A 24392-nucleotide genomic window follows, 5' to 3' on the forward strand; every position below is an offset into this window, starting at 1 on the left:
CTGGCGATGCTTCGCGCCACTCAGGCCAGGCCTTCCGCCTTCAGCGCCGCCTGTACCGCCGGACGCGCCGCCACGCGGGCCTGAAAGGCGCTCAGGTTGGGCCACTTCGCCAGGTCGATGCCGACGAACTTCATCCAGCTCAGCACGGTGAACAGATAGCCGTCGGCGACGCTGAAGTCCTCGCCCAGCAGGTAGGACTTGCCATCGATCTGCTCGTTTACATAGCCGAGGCGGCGCTCGAGGTTGGCGCCGGCGATCTCCTTCCACTCCTTGCCCGAGGCCGGGTTGAAGAAGGGGCTGCAGGACTTGTGCAGCTCGGTGCCGATGAAGTTGAGCCATGACTGCAGGCGGTAGCGCTCGATCGTGCCGTTGGCCGGCGCGAGCTTCTTCTGCGGCGCCTGGTCGGCGATGTACTGCACGATCGCCGCGCCTTCGGTGAGCAGCTCGCCGCTGTCGAGCAGCAGCGCCGGGACGTAGCCCTTGGGGTTGCTTTTCCAGAAGTCGGCGCCGCTGGCGGTCACCTTGGTCTTGAGGTCGACCGACTCGGTCTCGTAGGGCAGGCCGGATTCTTCCAGCGCGATGTGGGGCGAGAGCGAGCAGGCACCGGGTTTGAAGTAGAGCTTCATGTTGTCTCCTGGTCGAGGGGTTGGGAGCCACGATTATGCCCCGACGCGCCATGAAACAGTCGCGCGCCGCCGGTGGGGCGGGGGGTAGGAGCGACGCAAGTCGCGATTGCAGCGTTCGGACTCCCGCCGGCGTCCTTCGCAGCAGCGAGGCCGATCGCGACTCGCGTCGCTCCTACGCAAAACCGCGGGGGTCGTCCGCTGCGGTCGGGGCGATGCGCAGCGGCACTGTGACCGGGCCGTCGTTGATGAGTTGCACCTTCATGTCGGCGCCGAAGCGGCCGGTCTCCACCTGCGCGTGGGCGGCGCGGGCACGGGCGACGAAATGCTCGTAGAGCGCCTGGCCGGTGTGCGGGTCTGCGGCCTTGGTGAAGCTCGGCCGGTTGCCGCCCGAGGTGTCGGCGGCGAGGGTGAACTGGCTCACCACCAGCAGCCCGCCTCCGACGTCCTGCACCGAGCGGTTCATCTTCCCGGCTTCGTCGGCGAAGATGCGCAGCTTGAGGATCCTGGCGAGCAGCTTGTCGGCCTCGGCGGGCGTGTCGCCGCGCTCGGCGCACACCAGCGCGAGGAGGCCGGGGCCGATCTCGCCGATGGTCTCGCCATCGACGATCACACGCGCTTCGGAGACGCGCTGCAGGACTGCGAGCATCGGGGTTTCTCGTGAAAGCCGTGGTCTGTGCGGAAAGCCGCGGGAAACGGGGAAGGGAAAGGAAACGGGAGGAAACGGGGACAGACCACGATTTCGCAGGAAATGCGCGGTCTGTCCCGGACAGACGCATTAAGAACTACGTCAGACCGCCGCCAGCGCCTGCTCCAGATCGGCAACGATGTCGTCGATGTGCTCGATGCCGATCGACAGTCGCACCATGTCGGGCGACACGCCGGCCTTGGCGAGTTCGGCCGGCGAGAGCTGGCGGTGGGTGGTGGAGGCCGGGTGGCAGGCGAGCGACTTGGCGTCGCCGATGTTCACCAGGCGGGTGATGAGCTTCAGCGCATCCTGGAAGCGGCCGCCGGCTTCAAAGCCGCCCTTGACCCCGAAGGACAGGATGCCCGAGGCGCGCCCGCCCATGTACTTCTGCACCAGGGCGTGGTCGGCGTGGTCGGGCAGGCCGGCGTAGTTCACCCACTCGACCTTGGCGTGCTTCTTCAGGTACTCGGCGACCTTGATCGTGTTGGTGCAGATGCGGTCCATGCGCAGCGCCAGGGTCTCGATGCCCTGCAGGATCAGGAAGCTGTTGAAGGGCGAGATCGCCGCGCCGGTGTTGCGCAGCGGCACCACGCGCGCGCGGCCGATGAAGGCGGCGGCGCCGAGGGCCTCGGTGTAGCACACGCCGTGGTAGGACACGTCGGGCTCGTTGAGGCGCTTGAAGCGCGCCTTGTGCTCGGCCCAGGGGAACTTGCCCGAGTCGACGATCACGCCGCCGATCGAGTTGCCGTGGCCGCCGAGGTACTTGGTGAGCGCGTGCACCACGATGTCGGCGCCGTGCTCGAAGGGGCGGCACAGGTAGGGCGAGGGCACGGTGTTGTCCACGATCAGCGGCACGCCGGCCTTGTGCGCGATCTCGGCGAGACGGCCGATGTCGGTGACGTTGCCGAGCGGGTTGCCCACCGATTCGCAGTAGATCGCCTTGGTACGCGCGTCGATGAGCGCGGCGAAGCTGTCGGGGTCGCGGTAGTCGGCGAAGCGCACCTCGATGCCGAACTGCGGGAAGGTATGCGCGAACAGGTTGTAGGTGCCACCGTACAGCGTCGACGCCGAGACGATGTTGTCGCCGGCTTCGGCGATGGTCTGGATGGCGTAGGTGATCGCCGACATGCCCGAGGCCACGGCGAGCGCGCCGATGCCGCCTTCGAGCTGGGCCACGCGCTGCTCGAGCACCGCGGTGGTCGGGTTCATGATGCGGGTGTAGATGTTGCCCTGCACCTTGAGGTCGAAGAGGTCCGCGCCGTGCTGGGTGTCGTCGAAGGCGTACGAGGTGGTCTGGTAGATCGGCACCGCGACGGCCTTGGTGGTCGGATCGGGCGAGTAGCCGCCGTGCACGGCGATGGTCTCGAGCTTCATGGGTCAGGTCTCCCCTTGGGTGAAAGTGGCGGGGAGTATAGCCAGCGCGGGCGGGATGGCGGAACCGCCGCATGCGCGTGGTGCTTCGATGCCGGCGGCGCGCTGGTCTATCCCGGGGTGCGAACTGCGACGCAGACACGGTTGCGGCCGCCGCGCTTGGCACGGTAGAGCGCGGCATCGGCGTCACCGAGGACGCGGGCGGGATCCCCTCCCGACACGAGGGCAAGACCGAGGCTGATGGTGAGCGACACCGCGCCGGCCGCGGTCGCCGCGGGCGCCGCCTCCACGCTACGGCGCAGGCGTTCGGCGAGGGTGAGGGCGGTGTCGGCGTCGACGTCGTCGAGCAGCACGGCGAATTCCTCGCCGCCGAGGCGGCCCGCGCGGTCGTGCTGGCGCAGGCCGCCGCGGATCAGCTGCGCCGCGTGCTGCAACACCTCGTCGCCGACGGGGTGCCCGTGGGTGTCATTGACGTGCTTGAAGTGGTCGATGTCGATCATCAGCAGGGCGCTGCGGCGCGTCGGCTCACGCCGCGCATCGTCCAGCGCGGCGTCCAGGCAGGCCAGGAAGCTGCGCCGGTTGGGCAGTCCGGTCAGCGGGTCGGTGGCGGCGAGCTCCGCCAGCCGGCGTTCGCGCTCCTTGCGTTCGGTGACGTCGCGCACCAGCCATACACGGCCAAGGCGTCGCCCCTCGTGTTCGATCGGCAGCCAGTCGACCTCCAGCGTGCGCCCCTGCGCGCCCTCCACCTCGATCGTGGCGCGCTTCTCCGCCGCGCGATCGTCGTCCGGCCGATGCAGCCAGCCCGTGCGCTCGGTGCCCAGCCGCTCGCACAGCGCCTCGTGCGTGAGGCCGATCAGTTCGTCCGGGGCGGCCGCGAGACCGAGCAGTTCGCAGAACCCCCGGTTCACCGAGCTGATCAGGCCGTCCTGGTCTTCCATCAGGACGCCGCCCGGGAAGCGCTCGAGCACCGTTTTCAGGCGCAGGCGCTCGGTGGCGAGAGCCATCCGCGTGCGGTACTTGTCGGAGATGTCGACCAGGGTCCAGACGGTGTCGCTGTCGGGGTCCTCCGGGTCCAGCATCACGCCGTGTACGTCGAACCAGCGTTTCTTGCCACGATTGTCGCGCAAGGGCAGTTCGATGTTGACCTGTCCGCCGGCCCGCAGCGCCGCGTAATGCTGCGGGATGAAGATGGCCTGGTCCTCGTGCAGGGCGAGGTCGGAGAGCTTGAGTCCGCCGATCGGGGTCGAGGGCGGCGCGAAGATCTCGTGGGCGCGGCTGTTGGCTTCGAGGATGTCGAGGTCGGCGTCGAGCATGGCGATGGCGGCCGCGCTGTGGTCGAGGAGGGCCCGACGCAATTGCGTGGCGGCGACCCGCGCGGTGATGTCGGAGAAGGTGCCCACGAGACGCCGCGGGCCACCCTGCGCGTCGGTCTCCACGACGCTGCCGCGGGCGTGGATCCAGACCCAGCGCCCGGACGCGGCGCGCAGGCGGAAGTCGCCCGCCACGGGAGCGTCGGGCGTCGCGCTCGGCACGGCGCGCAGCATCGCGTCCGGGCGCTGGCGATCGGCCGGATGGACGAGCGCGCAAAAATCGTCGAAGCACATCTCCGAGCCCAGTTCCGGACGATCGAGCATCTCGAGGATGCGCTCGTCGAGCGCGATGCGGTCGCGGGCGAGATCCCACGACCACAGGCCGTCGCGGACGGCGTCGACCGCCTGGCGCAGGCGCGCCTCGCTTTCGCGCAACTGCTGCGCAGCCACCTGGCGCTCGGTGATGTCGTGCACATAGCCGTGCCACAGCGTGCCGCCTTCGGGCGTGCGCTCGGGGTTGGCTTCGCCGAGCAGCCAGCGCAGCCGGTCGCCCTCGCCCCGCACGCGGAATTCGCAGCGCCAGGGCGCGAGGTTCGCGGCCGAGCGGAGGATGCTGTCGCGCAGACGGTCCAGATCGTCGGCGTGGACGCGCTCGAACAGGCGCATCGCCGAATCCTGCAGCCCCTCGGGCCCCAGCCCGTAGAGTTCGCGCACGCCCGGGCTGCAGTAGGGCATGGAGGTGCTGCCGTCCGCACGCAGCAGGAACTGGTAGGCCATGCCCGGAAAGTGACCGACCAGCTTCTCCAGCCGCCTGCGGGCGCGGCCGAGCTCTTCGCCCTGGCGGGCGTGGCGGCGCCAGAGCAGGCTGATCAGCAAGGCCGCTACGAAGAGCAGCAGCGAACCCAGGCCGCTGCGGAGGCGGTTGTCGCGGATCGTGCCGCGCACCGGGGCGAGCGCGTCCGCCTTGCTCAGCCCGAGCGCGGCGACGACGGGAAAGCCCGCAACGCGGTGCCAGGCGTAATAACGCTCGACGCCGTCCAGTGGCGCGGTCGCATCGAAGTTGCCCTGCAGCGCCACGCGATCGAGCAGATAGGGGCGGTCGGACGGCACCGAGCGCCCGATGGCTCCCGCGGTCCGGTTGGAGTGGGCGAGAAAGCGACCATCGTCGAGCACGAGCGCCGCCACGTCCGAGGTCCCCGGATAGAGTTCCCTCAGTGCCCGGGTGAGATGGGCGACCGACACCGACAGGACGATCACGCCGCGCAGTCGCCCCTCCTCCACGAGCGCACGGGAAAACGGCACGATCCAGGCGCCGGTCATGCGTCCGCGGTAGGGCTGGCCGATGAAGAGGCCCTTGTCCCCTTCCAGATGGACGCGGAAATGCCCGAAGTCCGCGATGCCGTAGCGCTCGAGTTCGAGCGGCAGGCGCTCGCCGACGGTGGAGTAGAGGAGCCGCCCCTCGGCATCGGCGACGTCGATGCCGACCAGGGCGTCTTCGGGAAGCGCAAGGTGCGCACGCACGAGGGCGTCGCGCGCGCCCTGCGGACCTTCCTTCAGCCAATGCTCGCCCAGGTGCAGGGAAAGATAGTCGAGCTTGCGGAACAGCGCCCCGGTGTGCAGCGCCAATGCGTGTGCGGTCTGCAGGGCACGCAACCGGGTCAGGCTCTCGGCCTGGGAGACGAGCGCGGTGTGCGAGTGGTCGAGCTGCAACCAGTAGCCGCCGAGCAGTACCGTGAACGCCAGCCAGGCAACCACCAGCCTGCCCGCGATCCCGTCACTGCGAACGAGGGCGGCGACCGTGGCGCGCGAACGATACAGGAAGGAGGAGAGGGGCAAGTCGGTTTCACCGATCTGTAATGGTCCGAGTCTATCAAGTTGCGAGGAAATCCGAGCGGACGATTGTTACGCAGCACGACGACTTCCCTTGCGCCGGATCGCCGCGCCTCGGGCATCATGGCGCGCTTCACAATCCGAGAGGCAGGCAAAACCCATGTACCCCATCCACGACACCGACGCGCAGTTGCTGCTGGCGACCCTGATCGCAGCAAAGAGGCGACCCGCCGCGCTGGCCGATATCGTCGCGGCCGCCGAGTTCATGGGCTTTCCGGTCACCGCCCCCGCGGCGTGGGCGGTGGCCTTCGAGCGCTTCGTCACCCACGGCCTGTTGACCACGGCGGGCGAGGGCTACGTGCTGACGCCGCTGGCCGTGCAGCTGGTCGAGGGCCTGCCGAGGAAGGCCGAGGCCGATGAGCGCGTGTTCCTGCTGCGCGAGCGCCTGTCGGCGTACAAGCCGGCCACCGAGCATGCGGCAATCGCGATCGGCGCCGAGCACTTCGAGGCGGCGCTGCGCGAGCATGCCAGGCTGGCGCAGCAGGGCGGCAAGAACCTGCTGATGCCCAAGCCCAAGCGTGACGACGAGGACGAGCGCAGGCGCCCGTACGGCGGCCGGCCCGGCGGCGGCCGCTTCGGCAATGCGCGGCGGCGTCCCTGATGGCGTAGTGGCGGTCCGCGCGAGGCGCTCGCCGCCCGGTTCTTGCCTTAACCGAAGCGGGTCGGCGGTACCGATCGCGCCACGCTGTCGGGCTCGGTCACCGGCTCGCCAGCCAGCGTGCGCAGCGGGATCACGCCCGCCCACACCGGCCAGTCCAGGTCTTCCTCGTCGTCCTTCACGCCCCAGTCGCGCACCTTGGCCGACGCCTCGTCGAGCGCAATCCGCAGCACGCTGGTGGCGTTCAGCTCCTTCTCCGTGATCGGGCGCAGCGTGTCCCAGCGTCCGGGGTAGAGGCCGTCGATGAAGGCGCGCAGGCTGGCGAGCTTGTGTGCGGGCTCGGTCACCGCCTCGAAGCGGCCGTAGACCACCACCGAGCGGTAGTTCATCGAGTGGTGCATCGCCGAGCGCGCCAGCACCAGGCCGTCGGCGAGTGCGATCGTCACGCAGGCCTCGCCCTCGGTCAGCGCCTTCAGCATGCGCGAGGCCTTGGCGCCGTGGAGGTAGAGGTGCCCGCCCTCGCGCCAGTGGATCGTGGGAATGGCATGGACCGCGCCGTCGAGCTGGAAGGCGACGGTGCACAGCATCGCCGCATCGACGATCGCGGCGATGGTGTCGGCGTCGTAGTGCGCGCGCTCGGGCAGGCGGCGCACGCGGGTGCGCGGGGAGGGGGCAGGTCGCGTGGGGCGGGGCATGGCGTCGAGGCTCCGAGGGGTTCGATCACCTTATCCTAGGTTCGTGGTGGTACCTTTCGTAGTGCCACAAGGACCTTCCAGATTGGAGCCACGATGGAGCTCGACTGGCTGCTCGCCCCACCCTTGCCCGCGGCGGTGCCGCGCCAGCGCGTGCTCTATCTCCGCCTGCGCGAGGCCATCCTGTCGGGCCGGCTGGCGGCCGACACGCGCCTGCCCGCCAGCCGCAGTCTCGCGGCGACGCTCGGCATCGCACGCAACACGGTGCTGTTCGCCTATGAGCAGCTCGTCGCCGAAGGCTGCCTGGTGGCGGATCGCCACGGGACGCGGGTGGCACAACTGCCCGCCGCACCGGGCGCCTCGCAGCCCGTGTCCCGCACACAGGGGCCGCCGCCGGTGCTGTCCGCGCGCGCGGCTGCGGCGCTGCAACGCGAGCCGGCGCGCGACGCCGAAGCGCTGCCGTTCTCGCCCGGCGTGCCGGACTTCGGTGCCTTCCCCTTCCGTGCCTGGCGCGCCTGCCTCGAGCGCGCGTGGCGCGACGCCGGCTGGCGTCAGCTCGGTTACGCCGCGCACGGTGGCGATCCGAGCCTGCGTGCGGCGCTCGCGGCCCACCTCGGCAGCGTACGCGGCCTCGCGGTGGATGCCGCGCAGCTCCTCATCACCAGCGGCACGCAGGCGGGGCTCGACCTGTGCGCGCGCCTGCTCGCCGATCACGGCGACACGGTCTGGGTGGAGAACCCGGGCTACCTTGCCGCCCGCGTCGCCTTCGGGCTCGCCGGCCTGCAGGTGCACGACGTCATGGTCGATGACGAGGGGCTGGCCCCCGGCGCGGAAGACTGGCTGCGCCATCCGCCGCGGATGATCATGACCACCCCCTCGCACCAGTACCCCAGCGGGCGGGTGATGTCGCTGCCGCGCCGGTTCGCGCTCATCGAGCGTGCCCGTGCGGCTGGGACCTGGATCGTCGAGGACGACTACGACAGCGAATTCCGCCGTGCCGGTCCGGCACCGCCCGCGCTGTTCGGCCTGCAGCCCGGCGCCACGGTCGTGTACGCCGGCACCTTCAGCAAGACGCTGTATCCGGGCCTGCGCCTGGGCTATCTCGTCCTGCCGCGCACCATCGCGGCGGACTTCATCCACGCTGCGGCGCGCGCCACGCGCGCCGGGCAGGGCATCGAGCAGCGCGCGCTCGCCGACTTCATCGGGCGCGGGCATTACATCACCCATCTCCGTCGCATGCGGGCGCGCTACAACGCCCGCCAGGCTGCGCTGCGTGCCGCCCTGCGGCAGGCCTTCGGTCCCGGGCTGCTGCTGTCGGGCGGAGAAGCCGGGCTGCATCTGGTGATGTGGCTGCCCGACGAGCTGCCCGATGTCGCGGTGGCGCAGCGCGCCGCGCAAGTGGGGCTGGGCGTGCGCGCGCTGTCCGCCTACGCGCGCCCGCCGGTGCGCTGCAACGGGCTGGTGCTTGGCTATGGGAACCTGGACGAGGGCGCGGTCGAAGGGGCGGTGGCGCGGCTGAAGCGGGCGGTGGAGGATGCGTCTGCAGGGCCGAGGTCGCCGATCGGGGCTGCCCGATGCTGAAAGTGAGCTGCTCTTCGTTTCCGAACTTGGGCGCCGGCCTTGGGTGCGACGATGCGCAGCCGTTACACTCCGCGCCCTGACTCGTTCGCACTCTCCGGAAGCTCCCATGGCCCAACTCGTCCTCCACCCCGGCAAGGAACGCTCGCTGTTCCGCCGCCATCCCTGGATCTTCGCCGGCTCGGTGGACCGGCTCGAGGGCCGCGCGCGGCCGGGCGACACGGTGACCGTGGTGACGGCCGAGGGCAAGGCGCTGGCGCGGGCGGCGTGGTCGCCGTCCTCGCAGATCCGCGCGCGGGTGTGGAGCTTCGATGCCGAGGCGGCGATCGACCACGCCTTCTTCAAGCGCGCGGTGGCGGCCTCGGTGGCGCGCCGCGCGGCGATCCCGGCGCTGCGCGGGCAGGAGGGTGTGCGCCTGATCCACGGCGAGTCCGACGGTCTGCCGGGCGTGATTGCCGACCGCTACGGCGAGGTGGTGGTGCTGCAGCTCACCAGTGCGGGCGCGGACAAGTGGCGCGAGGCCATCGTCGCCGGGCTGGTGCAGGCCACCGGCTGCGCGGCGGTGTACGAGCGTTCCGACTCCGAGGTGCGCGGGCTGGAAGGTCTGGAGTCGCGCACCGGCTGCGCGCATGGTGCGCTGCCGGCGGGCGGGCTCACCATCGTCGAGAACGGCGTGCGCATGGAGGTGGACGCCGAGGGCGGGCACAAGACCGGCTTCTATCTCGACCAGCGCGACAACCGCCTGCTCACCGGCCAGCTCGCGGGCGGGCGCACGGTGCTCAACTGCTTCTGCTACACCGGCGGCTTCTCGCTGCAGGCGCTCGCCGGCGGGGCGGCCTCGGTGCTGTCGATCGACTCGTCCGGCCCGGCGCTGGCGTCGGCGCGGCGCAACCTCGCGCTCAACCCGCAACTCGACGCCGAGCGCGCCGAGTGGCTGGAGGCGGACGTGTTCAAGGCCCTGCGCGCGCTGAAGGACGATGGCCGCAAGTTCGACCTGATCGTGCTCGACCCGCCCAAGTTCGCGCCCTCGGCCGCGCACGCCGAGCGCGCCGCGCGCGCCTACAAGGACATCAACCTGTTCGGCTTCCGCCTGCTGAACCCGGGCGGCATCCTGATGACCTATTCGTGCTCGGGCGGCATCGGGCAGGAGCTGTTCCAGAAGATCGTCGCCGGCGCGGCCATCGACGCCGGGGTGGATGCGCGCATCCTGTACCGCCTGTCGGCCGCGCCGGACCATCCGATCGGGCTGGCCGTGCCGGAGGGCGAATATCTCAAGGGGCTGGCCTGCCAGGTGGGGTGAGCGGGACTGCCCTGTGGCGCGGCGGGTGCGGCAGGAATCGCATGCTCGCGTTTCTTCACGGTCCGGATCGCGACTCGCGTCGCTCCCACGGCACGCCTCATAGGTGCGGTGGTTCTTGTAGGAGCGACGCCAGTCGCGATTGCGGCCGCCCGGGCGGCGACCGACGGCGGCGAGGGCCGGACGGGGGAATCGCGACTTGCGTCGCTCCTACGGCGCGCTGTGGAGCCGCGGTGGTTCTTGTGGGAGCGACGCCAGTCGCGATCGGGCCGCCGGGCGGCGACCGACGGCGGCGAGGGCCGGACGGGGGAATCGCGACTTGCGTCGCTCCTACGGCGCGCTGCGGAGCCGCGGTGGTTCTTGTGGGAGCGACGCGAGTCGCGATCTGCGTGCTCGTGTTCAGCTTGCATTCAGATTGCGGCGGGCACACTGTCTGCGTCGAAACCCGCCGGAGAATGAAGATGAAGACGCGATTCCGTTCCCTGCTGGCCGCCGCCGCGCTCCTTGTCGCAGGTGGCCTGTCCGTGTCCGGCGCGAGCGCGGGCGAGCGCGTGCGCGTGGAGGAGATCCGCCAGCTGCGCGAGAGCGGGCAGATCCTCTCCGCCGAGGACATTCTCGCGCGCAGCCGCGCCATCCAGCCTGGCCAGGTCGTCGGTCTGGAGCTCGAGCGCGAGGACGGACGCTGGATCTACGAGGTCAAGCTGATCGACGAGCGCAACCGGGTGCACGAACTCGAGCTCGACGCCGCCAACGGGGAAGTGCTCGAACGCAAGGAGAAGTGAGCGATGCGCCTGCTCGTGGTCGAGGACGATGCGGCGCTCGGCGAGCGCCTGCGCACGCGGCTGGTCGCCGAAGGCTATGCGGTGGACCTCGCGCGCGACGGCATCGACGGCGCCCATCTGGGCGCGACCGAGCCCTACGACGCGGTGATCCTCGACCTCGGCCTGCCCGGCAAGCCGGGGCTGACCGTGCTGCGCGAGTGGCGCGCGGCGGCGAACCGCGTGCCGGTGCTGATCCTCACCGCGCGCGACGGCTGGGCCGAGCGTGTCGAGGGCCTGCAGGCCGGCGCCGACGACTATCTCGGCAAGCCCTTCCATGTCGAGGAGCTCCTCGCCCGCATCCAGGCCCTGCTGCGCCGCGCCGCGCCGGTGCCCGACACCGAGTTGCGCGCGGGCGACTGGCGGCTGGACGAGGCGCGCCAGTGCCTGGTCGATCGCGCCGGCAACGAGCAGGCCCTGACCGCCACCGAGTTCCGCCTGCTGCGCTATTTCATGCGCCACCCCGACGAGGTGCTGTCGAAGACGCGGCTCTCCGAGCACGTCTATGACTACGACGCCGAGCGCGACAGCAACGTCATCGAGGTCTACGTCCGCCGCCTGCGCGGCCTGCTCGGCAACGAACGCATCGAGACCCGGCGCGGGCAGGGCTATGTGTTCCGCAGCGGCGACTGAGGCGCGTGCGCGGGGGCGGGCCGGAAGATGAACTCGATCCGCCGTCGCCTCTCGCTCACGCTCGCCCTGGTGCTGCTCGCCGCGGGCGTCCTGCTGGCCTTCGCACTTCGCGACTTCCCGCGCCGCATGGTCGAGGAGCACGTGCTCGCCCGCCTCGACCACGACGCCGACCTGCTCTACGTGCATCTGCTCGACGCGCTCGCACGCCAGGACGGCGAGGCGGGGATGGACAGCGCGCTGATGGGCGCGGCCGGGCCGGCCTACGACCTGCCGCTGTCGGGGCATTACTTCCTCGTGCGCCTCGGCGATCGGCAGTGGCGTTCGCGCTCGACCTGGGACGCCGACCTCGACCTGCCGGAGGGGGCGGAGGGGCTTGTGTCGCCTCGCCTGGCCGGCCCTGCCGGGCAGGCGCTGCTGGTGGTCGCGAAGCGCTTCCCCGACAGCGCCGACGGCCGCGCGGTGAGCATCGCGCTCGCCGAGGACGTCGCCGCGATCGATGCCGCGATCGCGGCCTTCCGCGCGCAGGCGCTGACCGTGCTCGGACTGGCGCTGCTCGTGCTGCTGGTGCTGCAGCGGCGCGTGCTGCTGCGCGGGCTGGCACCGCTGGACGAGGCGGTGGACGCCTGCCGGCGGCTGGAGCGCGGCGAGGCGGTGCAGTTCGAGGCCGACGCGCCCGCCGAGGTGCGCCCGCTGCTCGCCGCCGTCGAGCGCCTGTCGCGCCATCAGGCCCAGCGCCTCGGACGCATCCGCCACGCCGCCGGCAACCTCTCCCACGCCCTCAAGACGCCGCTCGCGGTGCTCGGCCACAGCGCGGACGCGCTTGCGGCGCGTGGCGACGAGGAGGGCGCGGCGGCGATCCGCACCCAGCTCGAGACCATGCGCGCGACCATCGAGCGCGAGCTGCGCCGTGCCCGCCTTGCCGGCGGCGCTGCGGGCGGCGCCGGCTTCGCGCTGCGCGCCCAGCTCGGCGCGCTGGTCGAGGTGTTGCAGCGCCTGCACGCCGGGCGTGGCCTGCGCATCGAGCTGGAGGCGGACGAGCGCACCTGGCCGGTGGATCGCGAGGACATGCTGGAGCTCTTCGGCAACCTGCTCGACAACGCCTGCAAGTGGGCGCGTGCGCGGGTGCGGGTGGTTGTGGCGCCCGACGCGGGGACGGCGCGGCTCGCCTTCAGCGTGGAGGACGACGGCCCCGGCGTGGCGCCCGAGCTGCTCGAGCGCCTCGGCACCGCCGGCCTGCGCGCCGACGAGTCCCGCCCCGGCCACGGCCTCGGCCTGGCGATCGTCGGCGACATCGTCACCCAGTACGGCGGCACGCTCCGCTTTGGGCGCGGCAGCGTGCTCGGCGGCCTGCGCGTGGACGTCGAGCTGCCGCTGGCAGTGTAGGGGCGACCCGTCGGGTCGCCCCTACGTCGGCTACGGATGCGTCGTGATCCGAATAGAAGGGTTTCCCGAAGGACTTTCCTTAGCTAAGATAGTAAGCAATTACTCACTAAAGAGAGCGTTGCCGTGCGTGCCAAACCCCTCCCCGCCGAGACGCGTCGGGCCGTCACCGTCGAGGCGGTGATCGAGCTGGCAGCCGAGCGTGATCCCGGCGAGATCACCACCGCGGCGATCGCCAGCCACATGAAGCTGACGCAGGGCGCGCTGTTTCGCCACTTCCCGAGCAAGGACGCGATCTGGGAGGCGGTCATGGAGTGGGTCGCCGAGCGCCTGCTGGCGCGCGTCGACCGTGCCGCGGCGCAGGCGGCGTCGCCGCTCGCGGCGCTGCAGGCGATCTTCCTCGCCCATGCGGACTTCGTCGTCGAGCATCCGGGCGTGCCGCGCATGCTGTTCGGGGAGCTCCAGCGTGCCGAGGCGACGCCGGCGAAGCGGCTCGCGCGCGCGCTGCTCGAGCGCTACGGCGAGCGCATCCGCGGCCGCCTCGAAGCCGGCAAGGCGGCGGGCGAGGTGTCGGCGGCGCTGGACATCGATGCGGCGGTGATCCTCTTCGTCGGCACCCTGCAGGGGCTGATCATGCAGTCCATGCTCGCCGGCGACCTGCTCCGGATACGGCGGGACGCGCCGCGCGTCTTCGCCATCTACCTGGCCGGCATCCGGAGCGCGACATGAGCCTGCCCAGGATGAAGGCGCGCACGCTCGCGCTGGTCGCGGTGATCGTCGCGCTGCTGGCGGTGTTCGCCAACGTCGCGATGCGCTCGGGCCCGCTCGCCCCGGTCAAGGTGACGGTGGCGCGGGTGGAGGCGGGCGTGGTGTCGCCCGCGCTGTTCGGTATCGGCACGGTGGCGGCGCGCCACGCCTATCGCATCGGCCCCACCGCGGCCGGACGGGTCAAGCGCGTCGACGTCCAGGTGGGCGAGCGCGTGCGCGCCGGGCAGGTGCTCGGCGAGATGGACGCGGTGGATCTCGGCGACCGCATCCGCGCCCAGGAGGCCGTGCTCGAGCGCGCGCAGGCGGCGATGCGCGAGGCCGAGGCGCGCCAGGCGTTCGCGCGCGCGCAGGCACGGCGCTACGACAAGCTGGGCAGCCTGCAGGCCGCGAGCGAGGAGCTTGCGCTCACCCGCCGCCAGGAGCTCGAGGTCGCCGAGGCCGGCCTCGCCGCCGCGCGCGAGGAGCGCACGCGCGCCCGCGCGGAAGGCGCCGCGCTGCAGGCTCAGCTCGCCAACCTGCGCCTGGTCGCGCCGGTCGATGGCGTGGTCACGCTGCGCGAGGTGGAGCCGGGCACCACGGTCGTGGCGGGCCAGGCGGTACTCGAGGTGATCGACCCGGCGACCCTGTGGGTCGACCTGCGCCTCGACCAGGTCAATGCCGGAGGGCTGGCCGCCGGCTTGCCGGCCCGCATCGTGCTGCGCTCGCGCAGCGGCGAGGCGCTCGCCGGGCGGGTGCTGCGCGTGGAGCCGAAGGCCGACGCGGTGACCGAGGAGCTGCTCGCCAAGGTGGTCTTCGACCGGCTCCCCGAGCCGATGCCGCCGCTCGGCGAGCTGGCCGAGGTCACGCTGGCGCTGCCGCCGCTGCACGCCGCGGCGGTGATCCCCAACGCCGCGCTGCGGCGCGAGGCGGGTGCGGTCGGGGTGTGGCGGCGCGCGGGGGAGGGCGGTCTGCGCTTCGTGCCCTTGGAGCTCGGCGCGAGCGACCTCGACGGGCGCGTGCAGGTGCGCGAGGGCCTGGCGGCGGGCGACGAGATCGTCGTGTATAGCGAGGCCGGGCTGCGCGCAGGCCGCCGCACCGAGGTCGTCGCGGCAGTGGACGGAGCGGGCAAATGATCAGCCTCGCCGGGCGCGACATCCTGCACGGCTGGGGCAAGTTCGTGTTCACCGGCATCGGCCTGGGGCTGCTGATCGGCGTCACGCTGGTGATGGCGGGCGTGTATCGCGGCATGGTCGACGACGGCAAGGCCTTGCTCGACAACAGCGGCGCCGACCTCTGGGTGGTGCAGCGCGACACGCTCGGCCCCTATGCGGAGTCGTCCAGCGTCCACGACGACCTCTACCGCAGCCTGCTCGGCCAGCGCGGCGTGGCTCGCGCGGCCAACATCACCTACCTGACCATGCAGGTGCGCAAGGGCAGCGAGGACGTGCGCGCGATGGTGGTCGGCATCGCCGCCGGCCGGCCGGGGGCCGTTCCGGGCTGGCCGCCATATCTCGTCGCGGGGCGGCAGATCACGCGCGGGCATTACGAGGCGGTGGCCGACGTCGCCAGCGGCCTGCGCCTCGGCGAGCGCGTGGGCATCCGGCGCAACCAGTACACCGTGGTCGGGCTGACCCGGCGCATGGTGTCCTCGGCCGGCGACCCGATGGTGTTCATCCCGCTCAAGGATGCGCAGGAGGCTCAGTTCCTCAAGGACAACGACGCCATCCTGCAGGGTCGCCGCCGCACTGCGGCCAACCCGGCGCTCAACCGCCCGGGCGTGCCCGGCCTGCTCGACGCGGTGCTCGCCTCGCAGAGCACCAACCCCTATGTGAATGCCGTGCTGCTCACGCTCGCGCCCGGCCACGCGCCCGACGAGGTCGCCGAATCCATCCGGCGCTGGCAGCGCCTCACCGTGTACACCCGGGCGCAGATGGAGGGCATCCTCGTCGGCAAGCTGATCGCCACCTCCGCGCGCCAGATCGGCATGTTCCTGGTCATCCTCGCGGTGGTGAGCGCGGCCATCGTCGCCTTCATCATCTACACGCTGACCATGGACAAGATCCGTGAGATCGCGGTGCTCAAGCTCATCGGCACGCGCAACCGGACCATTGCCGCGATGATCCTGCAGCAGGCGGTGGCGCTCGGGCTGATCGGCTTCGTCGTCGGCAAGATCGCCGCCACCTGGTCGGCGCCCTTCTTCCCCAAGTACGTGCTGCTGGTGCCCGCCGACACGGTGGCGGGCTTCGCGGCGGTGATGGCGATCTGCGTGCTCGCCAGCCTGGTGTCGATCCGGCTCGCGCTGCGCGTCGATCCGGCCGAAGCGATCGGAGGCTGAGATGGACCGACCGACACGCGCCGGCAAGGGCATCCTGATCGAAGGCCTCACCAAGCGCTACGGCAAGGGCGACACCGCGGTGGATGCCTTGAAGGGCGTGGACATGCGTGTCGCCCCGGGCGAGGTCGTCGGCCTGATCGGCCCCTCGGGCTCGGGCAAGAGCACGCTGCTGAAGTGCCTCGGTGCGGTCATCGACCCTACGGCGGGGCGCATGACCCTGGGCGAGGAGTGCATCTTCGACAACGGCTGGAAGGTGCGCGACCTGCGCGCCCTGCGCCGCGACCGCATCGGCTTCGTGTTCCAGGCGCCCTACCTGATCCCCTTCCTCGACGTCACCGACAACGTCGCCCTGCTGCCCATGCTCGCCGGCGTGCCGAACGCCGCGGCGCGCGCGCGGGCGCAGGAATTGCTGGGCGCGCTCGACATCTCGCACCGTGCTGCGGCCATGCCCGCGCAGCTGTCGGGCGGCGAGCAGCAGCGCGTCGCCATCGCCCGCGGCCTGGTCAACCGCCCGCCGGTGATCCTCGCCGACGAGCCTACCGCGCCGCTCGACAGCGTGCGCGCGATGGCGGTGGTGCGCATCCTCAACGACATGGCCGCGCAGTTCCAGACCGCGATCATCGTGGTCACCCACGACGAGAAGATCATCCCCACCTTCAAGCGCATCTATCACATCCGCGACGGGGTGACGCACGAGGAGGCGGGCGAGGGGCGGCTCGTGCGCGAAAGCGCGTGAGGACCGCTGCGCGGGCCGCCCCGCCGCGCTGCGATGGGGTCGGGCGGCACGGAATGTTCTTGCACCGGGGCATGGAACATTTTCCGCGGCGCTTCGTTTCATTGTCCAGGAAGGCGATTCCGCCCTCTCGAAACCATCACGAAAGGACCTCTTCGACATGCAATCCCGCTCCACCCCCCGTCTGCTGGCCTTCGGCGCCGTCGCGATCCTCGCCGGCCTTCTTGCGGCCGCTCCCGCCACGGCGGCCGACAGCCATCGCCATGACACCCACACGGCGGTCCTCCAGCTCGACCAGGGGGCCAGATGGCAAACCGACGCCGCGCTCCGGACCGGCATGGAGGCGATCCGCGACGCGCTCGCGCGGGCCATCCCGCAGGTGCATGCGGGGCGCTTCGATGCGGCGCAGTATCGTGCGCTGGCCGAAGGGGTCGAAGGGCAGGTCGCCTACATCGTGCAGAACTGCAAGCTGAAGCCTGAGGCGGACGAGGTGCTGCACGCGATCATCGGCAGGCTCGGCCAGGGCGTCGAGGTGATCGGCGGCCACGCCGCCGGAACGAAGCCGGAGGAGGGCGTCGTCCACCTCGCACAGACCCTCGACGACTACGCCGCGCACTTCGACCACCCGGGCTGGAAAGGGCTGGAGACCGGACACTGATTCGACAGCGGCAGCGGAGGAAGGCCTGGTGACGGATCTCCCGCGCGCATGATCGGCGAGCGCCCGAGCAGCGGGGCGGACGCGGGCGCGGACACGGGTGAGGTGCGCGAGCTCGCCCGCGCCCGCGCCGGCGACGTGGCCGCCTTCGGCGCGCTCGTCCGCCGCCATCAGGAGCGCGTGTTCCGCTTCCTCCACCGCATGCTCGATGCCCGCGAAGAGGCGATGGAGCTGACCCAGGACGTCTTCGTCAAGGCCTGGCAGGCTTTGCCCGACTGGCGCCCCGAGGCGGCGTTCTCCACCTGGCTGCTGCAGATCGCGCGCAATGCCGCGCTCGACCAGTTGCGGCGCCGGCAGCTCGTGCGCTTCGCGCCGCTGGAGGAAGGCCTCGAGGTCGCCGACGACGCTCCGGGACCGGAGGCCCGCTATGCCAGCCGACAACGCCAGGCGCAACTGGAGCGGGCGCTGCAGCGGCTTGCCGCCGAGCACCGCGAGATCCTGCTGCTGCGCGAGGTCGAGGGCCTGGCCTACGGCGAGCTGGCCAGCGTCCTCGGCATTGCCGAGGGCACGGTGAAATCCCGGCTCGCACGCGCACGCAGCGCCTTGCTCGAACACTTCGACCCGCACACCGGAGCCTCCCATGAATAGCTCTTGCCCCACAGGATCTTGTGCCCCCGGGCCGTGTCCTCCCGACGAGGCGCTGTCGGCGCTCGTCGATGCGGCCCTGCCCTCCGAGGCCGGCGCCGGACTGCTCGCGCACTGCGCGGGCTGCCCGCGCTGCACGCGCCGGCTCGCCGAATTGCGCGCCCTCGGCGACGCCTTCGCGGCCCTCCCCGCCATACGCCTCGAGGTCGATCTGGCCGCGCAGCTTGTCGACCGCCTGCAGGCGGGCGCCCCGGCGGCCGCGCGCAAGCGCGGGCAGGGCCCCTGGTGGGTGCGCTGGATGGATCGTATCCGTCCGCCGACGCCCTGGCGCTTCGCCTTCTCGCCGTTTGCCGGATCCGTTGCGGCCGTCGGGCTCGGGTTGTGGCTGGGCGGGATGCTGATGGAGCTCGAGGAACCGCTGTCGCCGCTTGCGGCGAACACGACGCTGGCCGCCATGAGCGTGTTCGGTTCCGTCCCACCGGGAAATCTCTGTCCGCGGGCCGGGGCCTGCGGCGCAAGCGGGAACGCGCGATGAAAACCACCAAGCCTGGAATGGCGCTGCTGCTGTCGGTCGCGCTCAACGTCGGCGTGCTCGGTGCCGTGGTGCTGGATCGGCTCGGGCCGGGGGCGTCCTCGACATCGGCGCCGCCCCTCCATCGCATCCTGGAACTCGACGAGGCGCAGCGCGCGCGCTGGGACGCGGTCGAAGCGCCCTTCCTGCAGCAGTTCCACGCTGCCAGCGGCCAGTTGGAGGCGCATCGGCGGGCACTCGTCGAAGCCCTCTTCGCCGAGGCGATCGATCCGCTGCGCATCGAGACCGCGCGCGCGGCGATCGCCGAGCTGCAGCAGGACCAGCAGCGCCTGATCATCGAGCAGCTGATCGCCGAGCGCGAGATTCTCGACGCGCGCCAGCGCCAGCAGCTGCTCGGCCTGCTCCTTGCCCAGCCGCCGGCACGCACCACGGTCGAGGACCTGCACGCGCGCCCGACGCGCTAGCGCATCTCGAACGCCTCCTGGTGGAAGCTCGCGCCGCCCATGCCGAGGCGGCGCAAGCCCTTGCGCAGGCTGGTGGCGAGGCCGCGCGGCCCGCAGAACCAGATCTCCGGCGCCGCGCCCGCGCGCGGGCGGTCGCGCAGCGTCGCCGCGGTGAGGCGCTCGTTGCGGGCGCCGCTGATCACGTGCAGGCGCACCGCGGGCAGGTTTGCGCACAAGGCCTGGAGGCGGGCGACGAAGGGGTCGGTCGCATGCTCGCGCACGCTGTAGTAGAAATCGACGTCGGACGCCTGCTCCGGCCTCGCCTGCAGCGCCTCGAGCCAGGCGAGGAAGGGGGTCACGCCGATGCCGCCGGCGATCCAGATCTGCTCCCGCCCGTCCAGCGACTGCGGCAGATCGAAGCATCCATAGGGGCCTTCGACCTGCATGGGCCGACCCGGCTGCAGGCGCTGCGCGAGGCCGCGGGTGTAGTCACCCAGGGCCTTGATCTGGAAGCGCACCCGACGGTCGCCGCGGTCGGCGCCGGCGATCGTGAAGGGATGCGCGCCCTCCAGACGATCGAAGGTCGCGAAGGCGAACTGCCCCGGCCGGTGTCCGCGCCAGCCCTCGTCGAGCCGGCAGACCACCTCGGTGACGCCCGCGCCGGCGTCGCGGACCGACTCCACCACGCCGCCGACGCGGCGGTCCTGGCCGATGCGCCCGCCCAGCACCCGCACGCTGGCGACGCTGCCGGCGGCGATCAGGCCCGCCAGCAGCACGCCGACCGGTTGCGTCCAGTAGTCGAGCGGCGCGAGGAAGGCGGCATGGAAGGCGAGCGCCAGGTACAGCACCGGCATCCCCTTGTGAACGTAACGCCAGATCCGGAACGGGAAGCGCTTCCACAGCGTCAGCACCAGCATCGCCAGCAGCGCGTAGATCGCGAACTCGCCCAGCTCCTCGGCGACGTCGCGCATGGCTTCGAGCAGGCCGCCGCCGTGATCCTTGGGCAGGCGCCCCTCGCGCCCCCACAGCGTCTTGATGAGGTCGTCGGAGAGCTCGACCAGCCAGTGCAGCACCGCGAAGCCGACCGCGAGGATGCCGGCCCATTTGTGCACACGGTAGATGCGGTCCATGCCGCCGAAAAAACGCTCCAGCCGGGCCGGACGGGTGGCGAGCACCATCGCCAGCGACATCAGCGCGAAGGACCCCAGGCCGGTGAGCGTCAGCGCGTGCTCGCGCACCGCCCAGGGATTGCCCGGCGCGCTGGCGACGGCGCCCGTCGCCGACAGAATTTCCACGCCCCAGGCCAGGCCGACCAGGGCGATGAAGGCGGACAGAAAGCGTTTCATGATCCGGTCCCTCCTTCAGTCGTCCTCGAAGTAGCCCTTCGCGGCGTCGATGTGGCACGCGGTGCAGTTGGCCTTGCTGCCGACGTCCTTGCGGGTCCACTCGGAGCGCGGGACCTCGTCGTGCTCGCGCACCCACTTCGGCAGTTCGGTGATGCGCAGGGGGGCATCGCCGGGGCGCAGGCCGCGCAGCAGCTTGCCCGGCTGCCCGCGCGCGTCGCCGGCGTGATCGACGAGGTAGCGGGTGATCGCGGCGGTGGTGTCGGCATCGACGCTGGCGTCGTCGCCGAAATGATTCTCCAGTTCGCCCATCATGCGTGTCCACGACGCCGCGGGCAGCATCGACGCCGGAAACGCGATGTGGCAGCTCGCGCACTCCTGCACGGTGAGCGGGTCGGTGACCGGCGGATAGAAGTCGTCGTCGCCGGCCTGGGCGCGGCCGAGCAGCATGAGGGTCACGGCGATCGCGGCGGCACCGAGGGCGAGGGGGCGAAGGGCGGGGGTCTTCATGGCGGGTCTCCGGGGTGGCGCTTACTGGGTGCTCATCCAGGCGAGCCAGTCGCCCTTCTCGCGTGCGCTGCACTCGCGGCCGAGCACCTCGTTGCAGTTGCGCTTGAACCATTTTTCGACCTTCGCCGGGTCGCCGTAGCGTGTGGCCGACACCGACACCGCCATCGGCTCGATGGCCTTGCCGGTGCGGGTCTGGCCGGCTGAGCGCGCGTTCTCGCCATGGCAGGAGGTGCAGGCGGGCGTGTCGGGCTTGCCGAGGCCGTGGCGGGTGCGGTGCAGGGCTTCGCCGCGTGCGGCGGAAAAACCGGCGAAGGCGGGGTCGGTGGCGCGCGCCTCGGCGGCGTAGCGCTCCAGGAGGGCGGCGCTCGGGGCGGCGAGCGCCCCGGCACTGGCGGCGAGGCCGCACAGCAGCGCAAACGCGCGGAATTGGCTGTTCATGGTTCGTTCCTTGATCCGGGCTGAGGACTCGACCGGACGGGCATCGCGGATGCCAGTCGTCCGGAATCGCGAGCCCAGTGTGCAAGCGCGCCACTGAATCGAACCTGAACGGAGAAAGCGCGTGCGCCAAGGAGCGGCGGGGGCGGGCGCCGATGCGCCCGCGCGCTGCCCGCGCTCAGCGCATGTCGAAGAGTTCCTGGTGGAAGTCGGCCGCCGGCAGGCCCCGGGCGACGAAGGCCTCGCGCAGGGCCTGGCCGAAGCCGCCCGGTCCGCAGAACCACACGTCGGCCTCGGCCCATCCCGGCACGGTGTCGCAGATGCGCGCCACGTCGAGGCGGCCGTCGCGCGCGCTCACCAGCACGTGCAGCCTCACCCCCGCCGCCTGCGCATCGCGCTGCAGGCGGGCGATGAAGCCCTGGTCGGGTTCGGCCGTGCTGTAGAACAGATCGACCTCGCGCCCGTCGGGCTCCACCGCGAGCGCCTTCATGCGGGCGATGAAGGGGGTGATGCCGATGCCGCCGCCGACCCAGATCTGGCGGCGCTTGCCGCTGGCGCTGCCGCTGGCGAAATCGAAGCGGCCATAGGGGCCTTCGACGGTCACGAGGTCGCCGACGCGGAGCAGTTCGGGCAGGCGCGCGGTATAGTCGCCGATGCCCTTGATCAGGAAGAACAGGCGGCCGTCCCCCTTCCAGCCCGAGGAGATGGTGAAGGGATGCGCGCCTTCGTCCCTGGAGAAGGTCACGAAGGCGAACTGGCCAGCCTCGTGCCCCGGCCAGCGGTCCTTGAAGCGGATCGCCACCTTGAGCACGCGGTTGTCGGGGAAGGACACCAGCTCCTCGATCTCGCCGACCGCCTTGCGCCGGTGGCCGACACGGCCGGACAGGGACACCACGGCGGCGACGCTGCCGCCGGCCATCAGCACGGCGAGCACGATGCCCATCGGCTGCGCCCAGTAGGCGAACGGCGTCAGCAGCACCGAGTGGAAGACCAGCGCCAGGTAGGCGAGGGCCAGCAGGCGGTGGGTCTTGAAGAACAGCCGGTACGGAAAGCGCTTGGCGAGCGCGATCACGATCAGCACCACCGCCGCGTAGAAGGCCCACTCGCCGACCGATTCCGCCAGGCCGCGCTGTGCGCGGAAGAAGCTCTCGACCGGGTCGGTGAGCGGCGGCTTCGGCCCCCGCTCGGGCTTGACCAGCCAGCCCCAGCCCACCGCCCACTTGGTGCCCTGCGCCCACAGCCAGTGGATGACCGAGAACACCAGGCCGGTGATGCCCAGCCACTTGTGCAGGCGATAGGTCTTGTCCAGCCCGTCGAGCAGCGGCTCGACCCGCACCGGGCGCAGCGCCAGGATCATCCCCACGCTCATGACGCCGATGCCGATCACGCCGGTGTAGTTGATCGCCACCGTGCGCAGGGCGAAGTACTCGTAGCCGGCGGGCAGCAGCGGATCGGCCATCCACCAAAGCAGGCTGAGCAGCAGCAGGAGTCCCGCGTACGCAAATCGGATGTTCTTCATCGTGCTCTCCCTCGGATCGCATTTCGGCGCCCGCGGCAAGGCGCGGCCAGCACGCCGCGTGGAGCGCCACCTGCGCCGAGTATCCGCGAAAAGCCAGCGGCCCGCCTTGTCGCCGCGCAAGGCCGCCGCGCACCGAATGGCGACGCCGTTCTGGGGCTGGCCGTTCAGGTCCGGTTAAGGATCGCGGCCCCATGCTGCGGGTTGTCCCGACCACGGAGCCTTTCCAATGATGACCAAGAGCTTGATTTCGACGCTGCTGCTGGCGCTTGCCGCCGGGATCGCCACCCACGCCCGCGCCGCCGGGGACGAACCGACGGCGCTGTCGCCGCAGGCCTGCCAGGCGCTGCATCAGGAACTCGATGCCATGGAGGCTCACGTGCGCGAGGCGCGCGCGAGTGGCGCCGCACAGGCGGACGCGCCCTACCCGGCGCTGGCGCAGGCGCTGGAGACCCACCTCGATGCCTTGAAGGCCGGCCTGCCGACGCCGGCGACACCGCGCGCGCAGGCTGGCGAGTTGTTGAGCGACATGCGCGACGCCCTGGTCCTGGTGCGCGACGCCACCCACCTCGAAGCCCGCCTGCTCGCGGTGCAGCGCCTCGAGGACGATCGACGGCTCTACAATCGCGTCCTGGAGACCCTGGGGTGCTCCGCCACTCGACCCACCGCACTTTGAACCGATGACCTCGATCACGCCGCGCCAGGCCCTGCTGCTCTCGCTCGCCGCAGCGCTGAGCACCATCGCAATGAAGACCGGCGCCTGGTGGCTGACCGGCTCGATCGGCTATCTGTCGGATGCGCTCGAATCGGTGGTCAACCTAGCGGGCGCGGGTTTTGCGCTGTGGATGGTGTCCTACGCGCAGCGCCCGGCGGACGAGGATCACCAGTACGGTCATGGCAAGGCCGAATACTTCTCGGCCGCGTTCGAGGGCGGGCTGATCTTCATCGCCGCGCTGATCATCCTGATCACCGCCGGGGAACGCCTGCTCCATCCGCAGGCGATCGGCGACCTCGGGCTCGGCACCTTGCTGTCCGTCGGCGCGAGTCTGATCAACTTTCTCGTTGCGCGCGTGTTGCTGCAGGTCGGTCGCGCGCACCGCTCGCTCGCGCTCGAGGCCGACGCGCGCCACCTGATGGCCGACGTATGGACCACCGCGGGCGTGGTCTGCGGTGTCGGCCTCGCGGGCGCCACCGGCTGGAGCTGGCTCGACCCGGTGGTCGCCGGTGCGGTCGCGCTCAACATCCTGCGCGAGGGCTGGGAGCTGATGCGGCGCTCGATCGACGGCCTCATGGACCGCGCGCTGTCCGATGCCGAGGTGGCCGCGATCGAACGCACGCTGGCCGAGGCCTCGCCGCCGGGCTGCTTCCACGGCAGGCTCGCCACGCGGGCCGCGGGTGCGCTGCACTTCGCCCACGTCGAGCTGTGCGTTCCCGGGGAGTGGACCGTCGCCGAGGCCCACGCGGTGGCCGATGCACTCGAGGGCATCGTGCTCGAGCGCACCGGCACCCGCCTCTCGACCCACCTCGAGCCCCTCCCGCCGAACCTCCCGCAGGGCGCGGGCGTGGACTTGGGCCGCGTGCCCGACGAAGGGCCATAGACGAACGAGACCCCATCCCGCC

The 24392-nt window shown here is 71.4% G+C and carries 26 protein-coding genes; 17 read left to right on the forward strand and 9 right to left on the reverse strand.

The window, feature by feature from the left end; translation table 11 throughout:
- Positions 1-20: 20 nt before the first annotated feature.
- From gstA to ACZ5PP_RS01200, 4 genes are all read right to left on the reverse strand, one after another.
- Positions 21-626, reverse strand: coding sequence for a glutathione transferase GstA (gstA, locus tag ACZ5PP_RS01185; protein WP_004312941.1), 606 nt, complete (start codon positions 624-626; stop codon positions 21-23).
- 172 nt (positions 627-798) lie between these two features.
- Positions 799-1272, reverse strand: a complete 474-nt coding sequence (dtd, locus tag ACZ5PP_RS01190; RefSeq protein ID WP_004312942.1) for a D-aminoacyl-tRNA deacylase — start codon at positions 1270-1272, stop codon at positions 799-801.
- A 141-nt stretch (positions 1273-1413) separates the two neighbouring features.
- Positions 1414-2685 (reverse strand): bifunctional O-acetylhomoserine aminocarboxypropyltransferase/cysteine synthase, encoded by a 1272-nt coding sequence (locus tag ACZ5PP_RS01195; RefSeq protein ID WP_004312943.1) that lies wholly within the window; start codon positions 2683-2685, stop codon positions 1414-1416.
- 107 nt (positions 2686-2792) lie between these two features.
- Positions 2793-5828 carry a diguanylate cyclase gene (locus ACZ5PP_RS01200; protein WP_464826602.1) on the reverse strand — a complete coding sequence of 1012 codons (3036 nt, stop codon included), beginning with the start codon at positions 5826-5828 and terminating at the stop codon, positions 2793-2795.
- Between the two features lie 154 nt (positions 5829-5982).
- Between ACZ5PP_RS01200 and ACZ5PP_RS01205 the strand changes: the two genes are divergently transcribed.
- Positions 5983-6483 carry a hypothetical protein gene (locus ACZ5PP_RS01205; RefSeq protein ID WP_004312945.1) on the forward strand — a complete coding sequence of 167 codons (501 nt, stop codon included), beginning with the start codon at positions 5983-5985 and terminating at the stop codon, positions 6481-6483.
- A 47-nt stretch (positions 6484-6530) separates the two neighbouring features.
- Here the strand turns inward: ACZ5PP_RS01205 and ACZ5PP_RS01210 are convergent, their stop codons facing one another.
- Positions 6531-7175, reverse strand: coding sequence for a pyridoxamine 5'-phosphate oxidase family protein (locus ACZ5PP_RS01210; protein ID WP_012585245.1), 645 nt, complete (start codon positions 7173-7175; stop codon positions 6531-6533).
- 93 nt (positions 7176-7268) lie between these two features.
- On the opposite strand from ACZ5PP_RS01210, the gene pdxR reads away from it, so the two are divergent.
- From pdxR to ACZ5PP_RS01275, 13 genes are all read left to right on the forward strand, one after another.
- Positions 7269-8753, forward strand: coding sequence for a MocR-like pyridoxine biosynthesis transcription factor PdxR (gene pdxR / locus ACZ5PP_RS01215; RefSeq protein ID WP_276657395.1), 1485 nt, complete (start codon positions 7269-7271; stop codon positions 8751-8753).
- A 106-nt stretch (positions 8754-8859) separates the two neighbouring features.
- Positions 8860-10050 carry a class I SAM-dependent rRNA methyltransferase gene (locus ACZ5PP_RS01220; protein WP_464826603.1) on the forward strand — a complete coding sequence of 397 codons (1191 nt, stop codon included), beginning with the start codon at positions 8860-8862 and terminating at the stop codon, positions 10048-10050.
- A gap of 458 nt (positions 10051-10508) precedes the next feature.
- Positions 10509-10829: a PepSY domain-containing protein gene (locus tag ACZ5PP_RS01225; RefSeq protein ID WP_012585246.1), complete on the forward strand. Its 321-nt coding sequence runs from the start codon at positions 10509-10511 to the stop codon at positions 10827-10829.
- A 3-nt stretch (positions 10830-10832) separates the two neighbouring features.
- The gene (locus ACZ5PP_RS01230) at positions 10833-11498 is read left to right on the forward strand and encodes a response regulator transcription factor (RefSeq protein WP_004312952.1); all 666 of its coding nucleotides are present in this window, start codon (positions 10833-10835) and stop codon (positions 11496-11498) included.
- A 27-nt stretch (positions 11499-11525) separates the two neighbouring features.
- Entirely contained in the window at positions 11526-12881 is a 1356-nt protein-coding gene (locus ACZ5PP_RS01235) for a sensor histidine kinase (RefSeq protein ID WP_043742409.1), read from the forward strand.
- A 123-nt stretch (positions 12882-13004) separates the two neighbouring features.
- Positions 13005-13607: a TetR/AcrR family transcriptional regulator gene (locus ACZ5PP_RS01240; protein ID WP_464826604.1), complete on the forward strand. Its 603-nt coding sequence runs from the start codon at positions 13005-13007 to the stop codon at positions 13605-13607.
- Positions 13604-14758, forward strand: a complete 1155-nt coding sequence (locus ACZ5PP_RS01245) for an efflux RND transporter periplasmic adaptor subunit (protein ID WP_464826605.1) — start codon at positions 13604-13606, stop codon at positions 14756-14758. Before ACZ5PP_RS01240 ends, ACZ5PP_RS01245 begins: the two co-directional genes overlap by 4 nt.
- Complete coding sequence (locus ACZ5PP_RS01250) at positions 14755-15960, forward strand: ABC transporter permease (RefSeq protein WP_004305386.1); 1206 nt, start codon at positions 14755-14757, stop codon at positions 15958-15960. The genes ACZ5PP_RS01245 and ACZ5PP_RS01250 overlap by 4 nt, the downstream gene beginning before the upstream one ends.
- Before the next feature lies 1 nt (position 15961).
- A complete protein-coding gene (locus ACZ5PP_RS01255; RefSeq protein ID WP_004305385.1) occupies positions 15962-16696 on the forward strand; it encodes an ABC transporter ATP-binding protein in 735 nt (244 codons plus the stop codon).
- Between the two features lie 157 nt (positions 16697-16853).
- Positions 16854-17351 carry a hypothetical protein gene (locus ACZ5PP_RS01260; protein WP_004305383.1) on the forward strand — a complete coding sequence of 166 codons (498 nt, stop codon included), beginning with the start codon at positions 16854-16856 and terminating at the stop codon, positions 17349-17351.
- Between the two features lie 48 nt (positions 17352-17399).
- Positions 17400-17996, forward strand: a complete 597-nt coding sequence (locus ACZ5PP_RS01265) for an RNA polymerase sigma factor (protein ID WP_004305381.1) — start codon at positions 17400-17402, stop codon at positions 17994-17996.
- Positions 17989-18528, forward strand: coding sequence for an anti-sigma factor family protein (locus ACZ5PP_RS01270; RefSeq protein WP_040828836.1), 540 nt, complete (start codon positions 17989-17991; stop codon positions 18526-18528). Before ACZ5PP_RS01265 ends, ACZ5PP_RS01270 begins: the two co-directional genes overlap by 8 nt.
- Positions 18525-18989, forward strand: a complete 465-nt coding sequence (locus tag ACZ5PP_RS01275) for a periplasmic heavy metal sensor (protein ID WP_012585253.1) — start codon at positions 18525-18527, stop codon at positions 18987-18989. The genes ACZ5PP_RS01270 and ACZ5PP_RS01275 overlap by 4 nt, the downstream gene beginning before the upstream one ends.
- Here ACZ5PP_RS01275 and ACZ5PP_RS01280 read toward each other — a convergent pair.
- From ACZ5PP_RS01280 to ACZ5PP_RS01295, 4 genes are all read right to left on the reverse strand, one after another.
- Positions 18986-20314, reverse strand: a complete 1329-nt coding sequence (locus ACZ5PP_RS01280; protein ID WP_464826606.1) for a ferredoxin reductase family protein — start codon at positions 20312-20314, stop codon at positions 18986-18988. The two genes, ACZ5PP_RS01275 and ACZ5PP_RS01280, sit on opposite strands and share 4 nt — an antisense overlap.
- A gap of 15 nt (positions 20315-20329) precedes the next feature.
- Complete coding sequence (locus tag ACZ5PP_RS01285; protein ID WP_464826607.1) at positions 20330-20821, reverse strand: diheme cytochrome c; 492 nt, start codon at positions 20819-20821, stop codon at positions 20330-20332.
- Positions 20822-20842: 21 nt separating this feature from the next.
- Positions 20843-21259 carry a DUF1924 domain-containing protein gene (locus tag ACZ5PP_RS01290; protein WP_004305373.1) on the reverse strand — a complete coding sequence of 139 codons (417 nt, stop codon included), beginning with the start codon at positions 21257-21259 and terminating at the stop codon, positions 20843-20845.
- Between the two features lie 175 nt (positions 21260-21434).
- Positions 21435-22775 (reverse strand): ferredoxin reductase family protein, encoded by a 1341-nt coding sequence (locus ACZ5PP_RS01295; protein ID WP_464826608.1) that lies wholly within the window; start codon positions 22773-22775, stop codon positions 21435-21437.
- On the opposite strand from ACZ5PP_RS01295, the gene ACZ5PP_RS01300 reads away from it, so the two are divergent.
- The 3 genes from ACZ5PP_RS01300 to ACZ5PP_RS01310 are packed head-to-tail and all read left to right on the forward strand — an operon-like array spanning position 22765 to position 24370.
- Complete coding sequence (locus tag ACZ5PP_RS01300; RefSeq protein ID WP_464826609.1) at positions 22765-22953, forward strand: hypothetical protein; 189 nt, start codon at positions 22765-22767, stop codon at positions 22951-22953. The two genes, ACZ5PP_RS01295 and ACZ5PP_RS01300, sit on opposite strands and share 11 nt — an antisense overlap.
- A gap of 48 nt (positions 22954-23001) precedes the next feature.
- Positions 23002-23448, forward strand: a complete 447-nt coding sequence (locus tag ACZ5PP_RS01305; protein WP_464826610.1) for a hypothetical protein — start codon at positions 23002-23004, stop codon at positions 23446-23448.
- A 4-nt stretch (positions 23449-23452) separates the two neighbouring features.
- Positions 23453-24370, forward strand: a complete 918-nt coding sequence (locus ACZ5PP_RS01310; RefSeq protein ID WP_464826611.1) for a cation diffusion facilitator family transporter — start codon at positions 23453-23455, stop codon at positions 24368-24370.
- The last annotated feature ends 22 nt before the right edge of the window (positions 24371-24392 follow it).

The sequence above is a fragment of the Thauera sp. DNT-1 genome (genome assembly GCF_055393985.1).

Coding starts and splice junctions, on each gene's coding strand:
- gstA (WP_004312941.1), bottom strand. CDS start 626: ATGAAGCTCTACTTCAAACCCGGTGCCTGCTCGCTCTCGCCCCACATC.
- dtd (WP_004312942.1), bottom strand. CDS start 1,272: ATGCTCGCAGTCCTGCAGCGCGTCTCCGAAGCGCGTGTGATCGTCGAT.
- ACZ5PP_RS01195 (WP_004312943.1), bottom strand. CDS start 2,685: ATGAAGCTCGAGACCATCGCCGTGCACGGCGGCTACTCGCCCGATCCG.
- ACZ5PP_RS01205 (WP_004312945.1), top strand. CDS start 5,983: ATGTACCCCATCCACGACACCGACGCGCAGTTGCTGCTGGCGACCCTG.
- ACZ5PP_RS01210 (WP_012585245.1), bottom strand. CDS start 7,175: ATGCCCCGCCCCACGCGACCTGCCCCCTCCCCGCGCACCCGCGTGCGC.
- pdxR (WP_276657395.1), top strand. CDS start 7,269: ATGGAGCTCGACTGGCTGCTCGCCCCACCCTTGCCCGCGGCGGTGCCG.
- ACZ5PP_RS01220 (WP_464826603.1), top strand. CDS start 8,860: ATGGCCCAACTCGTCCTCCACCCCGGCAAGGAACGCTCGCTGTTCCGC.
- ACZ5PP_RS01225 (WP_012585246.1), top strand. CDS start 10,509: ATGAAGACGCGATTCCGTTCCCTGCTGGCCGCCGCCGCGCTCCTTGTC.
- ACZ5PP_RS01230 (WP_004312952.1), top strand. CDS start 10,833: ATGCGCCTGCTCGTGGTCGAGGACGATGCGGCGCTCGGCGAGCGCCTG.
- ACZ5PP_RS01235 (WP_043742409.1), top strand. CDS start 11,526: ATGAACTCGATCCGCCGTCGCCTCTCGCTCACGCTCGCCCTGGTGCTG.
- ACZ5PP_RS01245 (WP_464826605.1), top strand. CDS start 13,604: ATGAGCCTGCCCAGGATGAAGGCGCGCACGCTCGCGCTGGTCGCGGTG.
- ACZ5PP_RS01250 (WP_004305386.1), top strand. CDS start 14,755: ATGATCAGCCTCGCCGGGCGCGACATCCTGCACGGCTGGGGCAAGTTC.
- ACZ5PP_RS01255 (WP_004305385.1), top strand. CDS start 15,962: ATGGACCGACCGACACGCGCCGGCAAGGGCATCCTGATCGAAGGCCTC.
- ACZ5PP_RS01260 (WP_004305383.1), top strand. CDS start 16,854: ATGCAATCCCGCTCCACCCCCCGTCTGCTGGCCTTCGGCGCCGTCGCG.
- ACZ5PP_RS01265 (WP_004305381.1), top strand. CDS start 17,400: ATGATCGGCGAGCGCCCGAGCAGCGGGGCGGACGCGGGCGCGGACACG.
- ACZ5PP_RS01270 (WP_040828836.1), top strand. CDS start 17,989: ATGAATAGCTCTTGCCCCACAGGATCTTGTGCCCCCGGGCCGTGTCCT.
- ACZ5PP_RS01275 (WP_012585253.1), top strand. CDS start 18,525: ATGAAAACCACCAAGCCTGGAATGGCGCTGCTGCTGTCGGTCGCGCTC.
- ACZ5PP_RS01280 (WP_464826606.1), bottom strand. CDS start 20,314: ATGAAACGCTTTCTGTCCGCCTTCATCGCCCTGGTCGGCCTGGCCTGG.
- ACZ5PP_RS01285 (WP_464826607.1), bottom strand. CDS start 20,821: ATGAAGACCCCCGCCCTTCGCCCCCTCGCCCTCGGTGCCGCCGCGATC.
- ACZ5PP_RS01290 (WP_004305373.1), bottom strand. CDS start 21,259: ATGAACAGCCAATTCCGCGCGTTTGCGCTGCTGTGCGGCCTCGCCGCC.
- ACZ5PP_RS01300 (WP_464826609.1), top strand. CDS start 22,765: ATGTTCTTCATCGTGCTCTCCCTCGGATCGCATTTCGGCGCCCGCGGC.
- ACZ5PP_RS01295 (WP_464826608.1), bottom strand. CDS start 22,775: ATGAAGAACATCCGATTTGCGTACGCGGGACTCCTGCTGCTGCTCAGC.
- ACZ5PP_RS01305 (WP_464826610.1), top strand. CDS start 23,002: ATGATGACCAAGAGCTTGATTTCGACGCTGCTGCTGGCGCTTGCCGCC.
- ACZ5PP_RS01310 (WP_464826611.1), top strand. CDS start 23,453: ATGACCTCGATCACGCCGCGCCAGGCCCTGCTGCTCTCGCTCGCCGCA.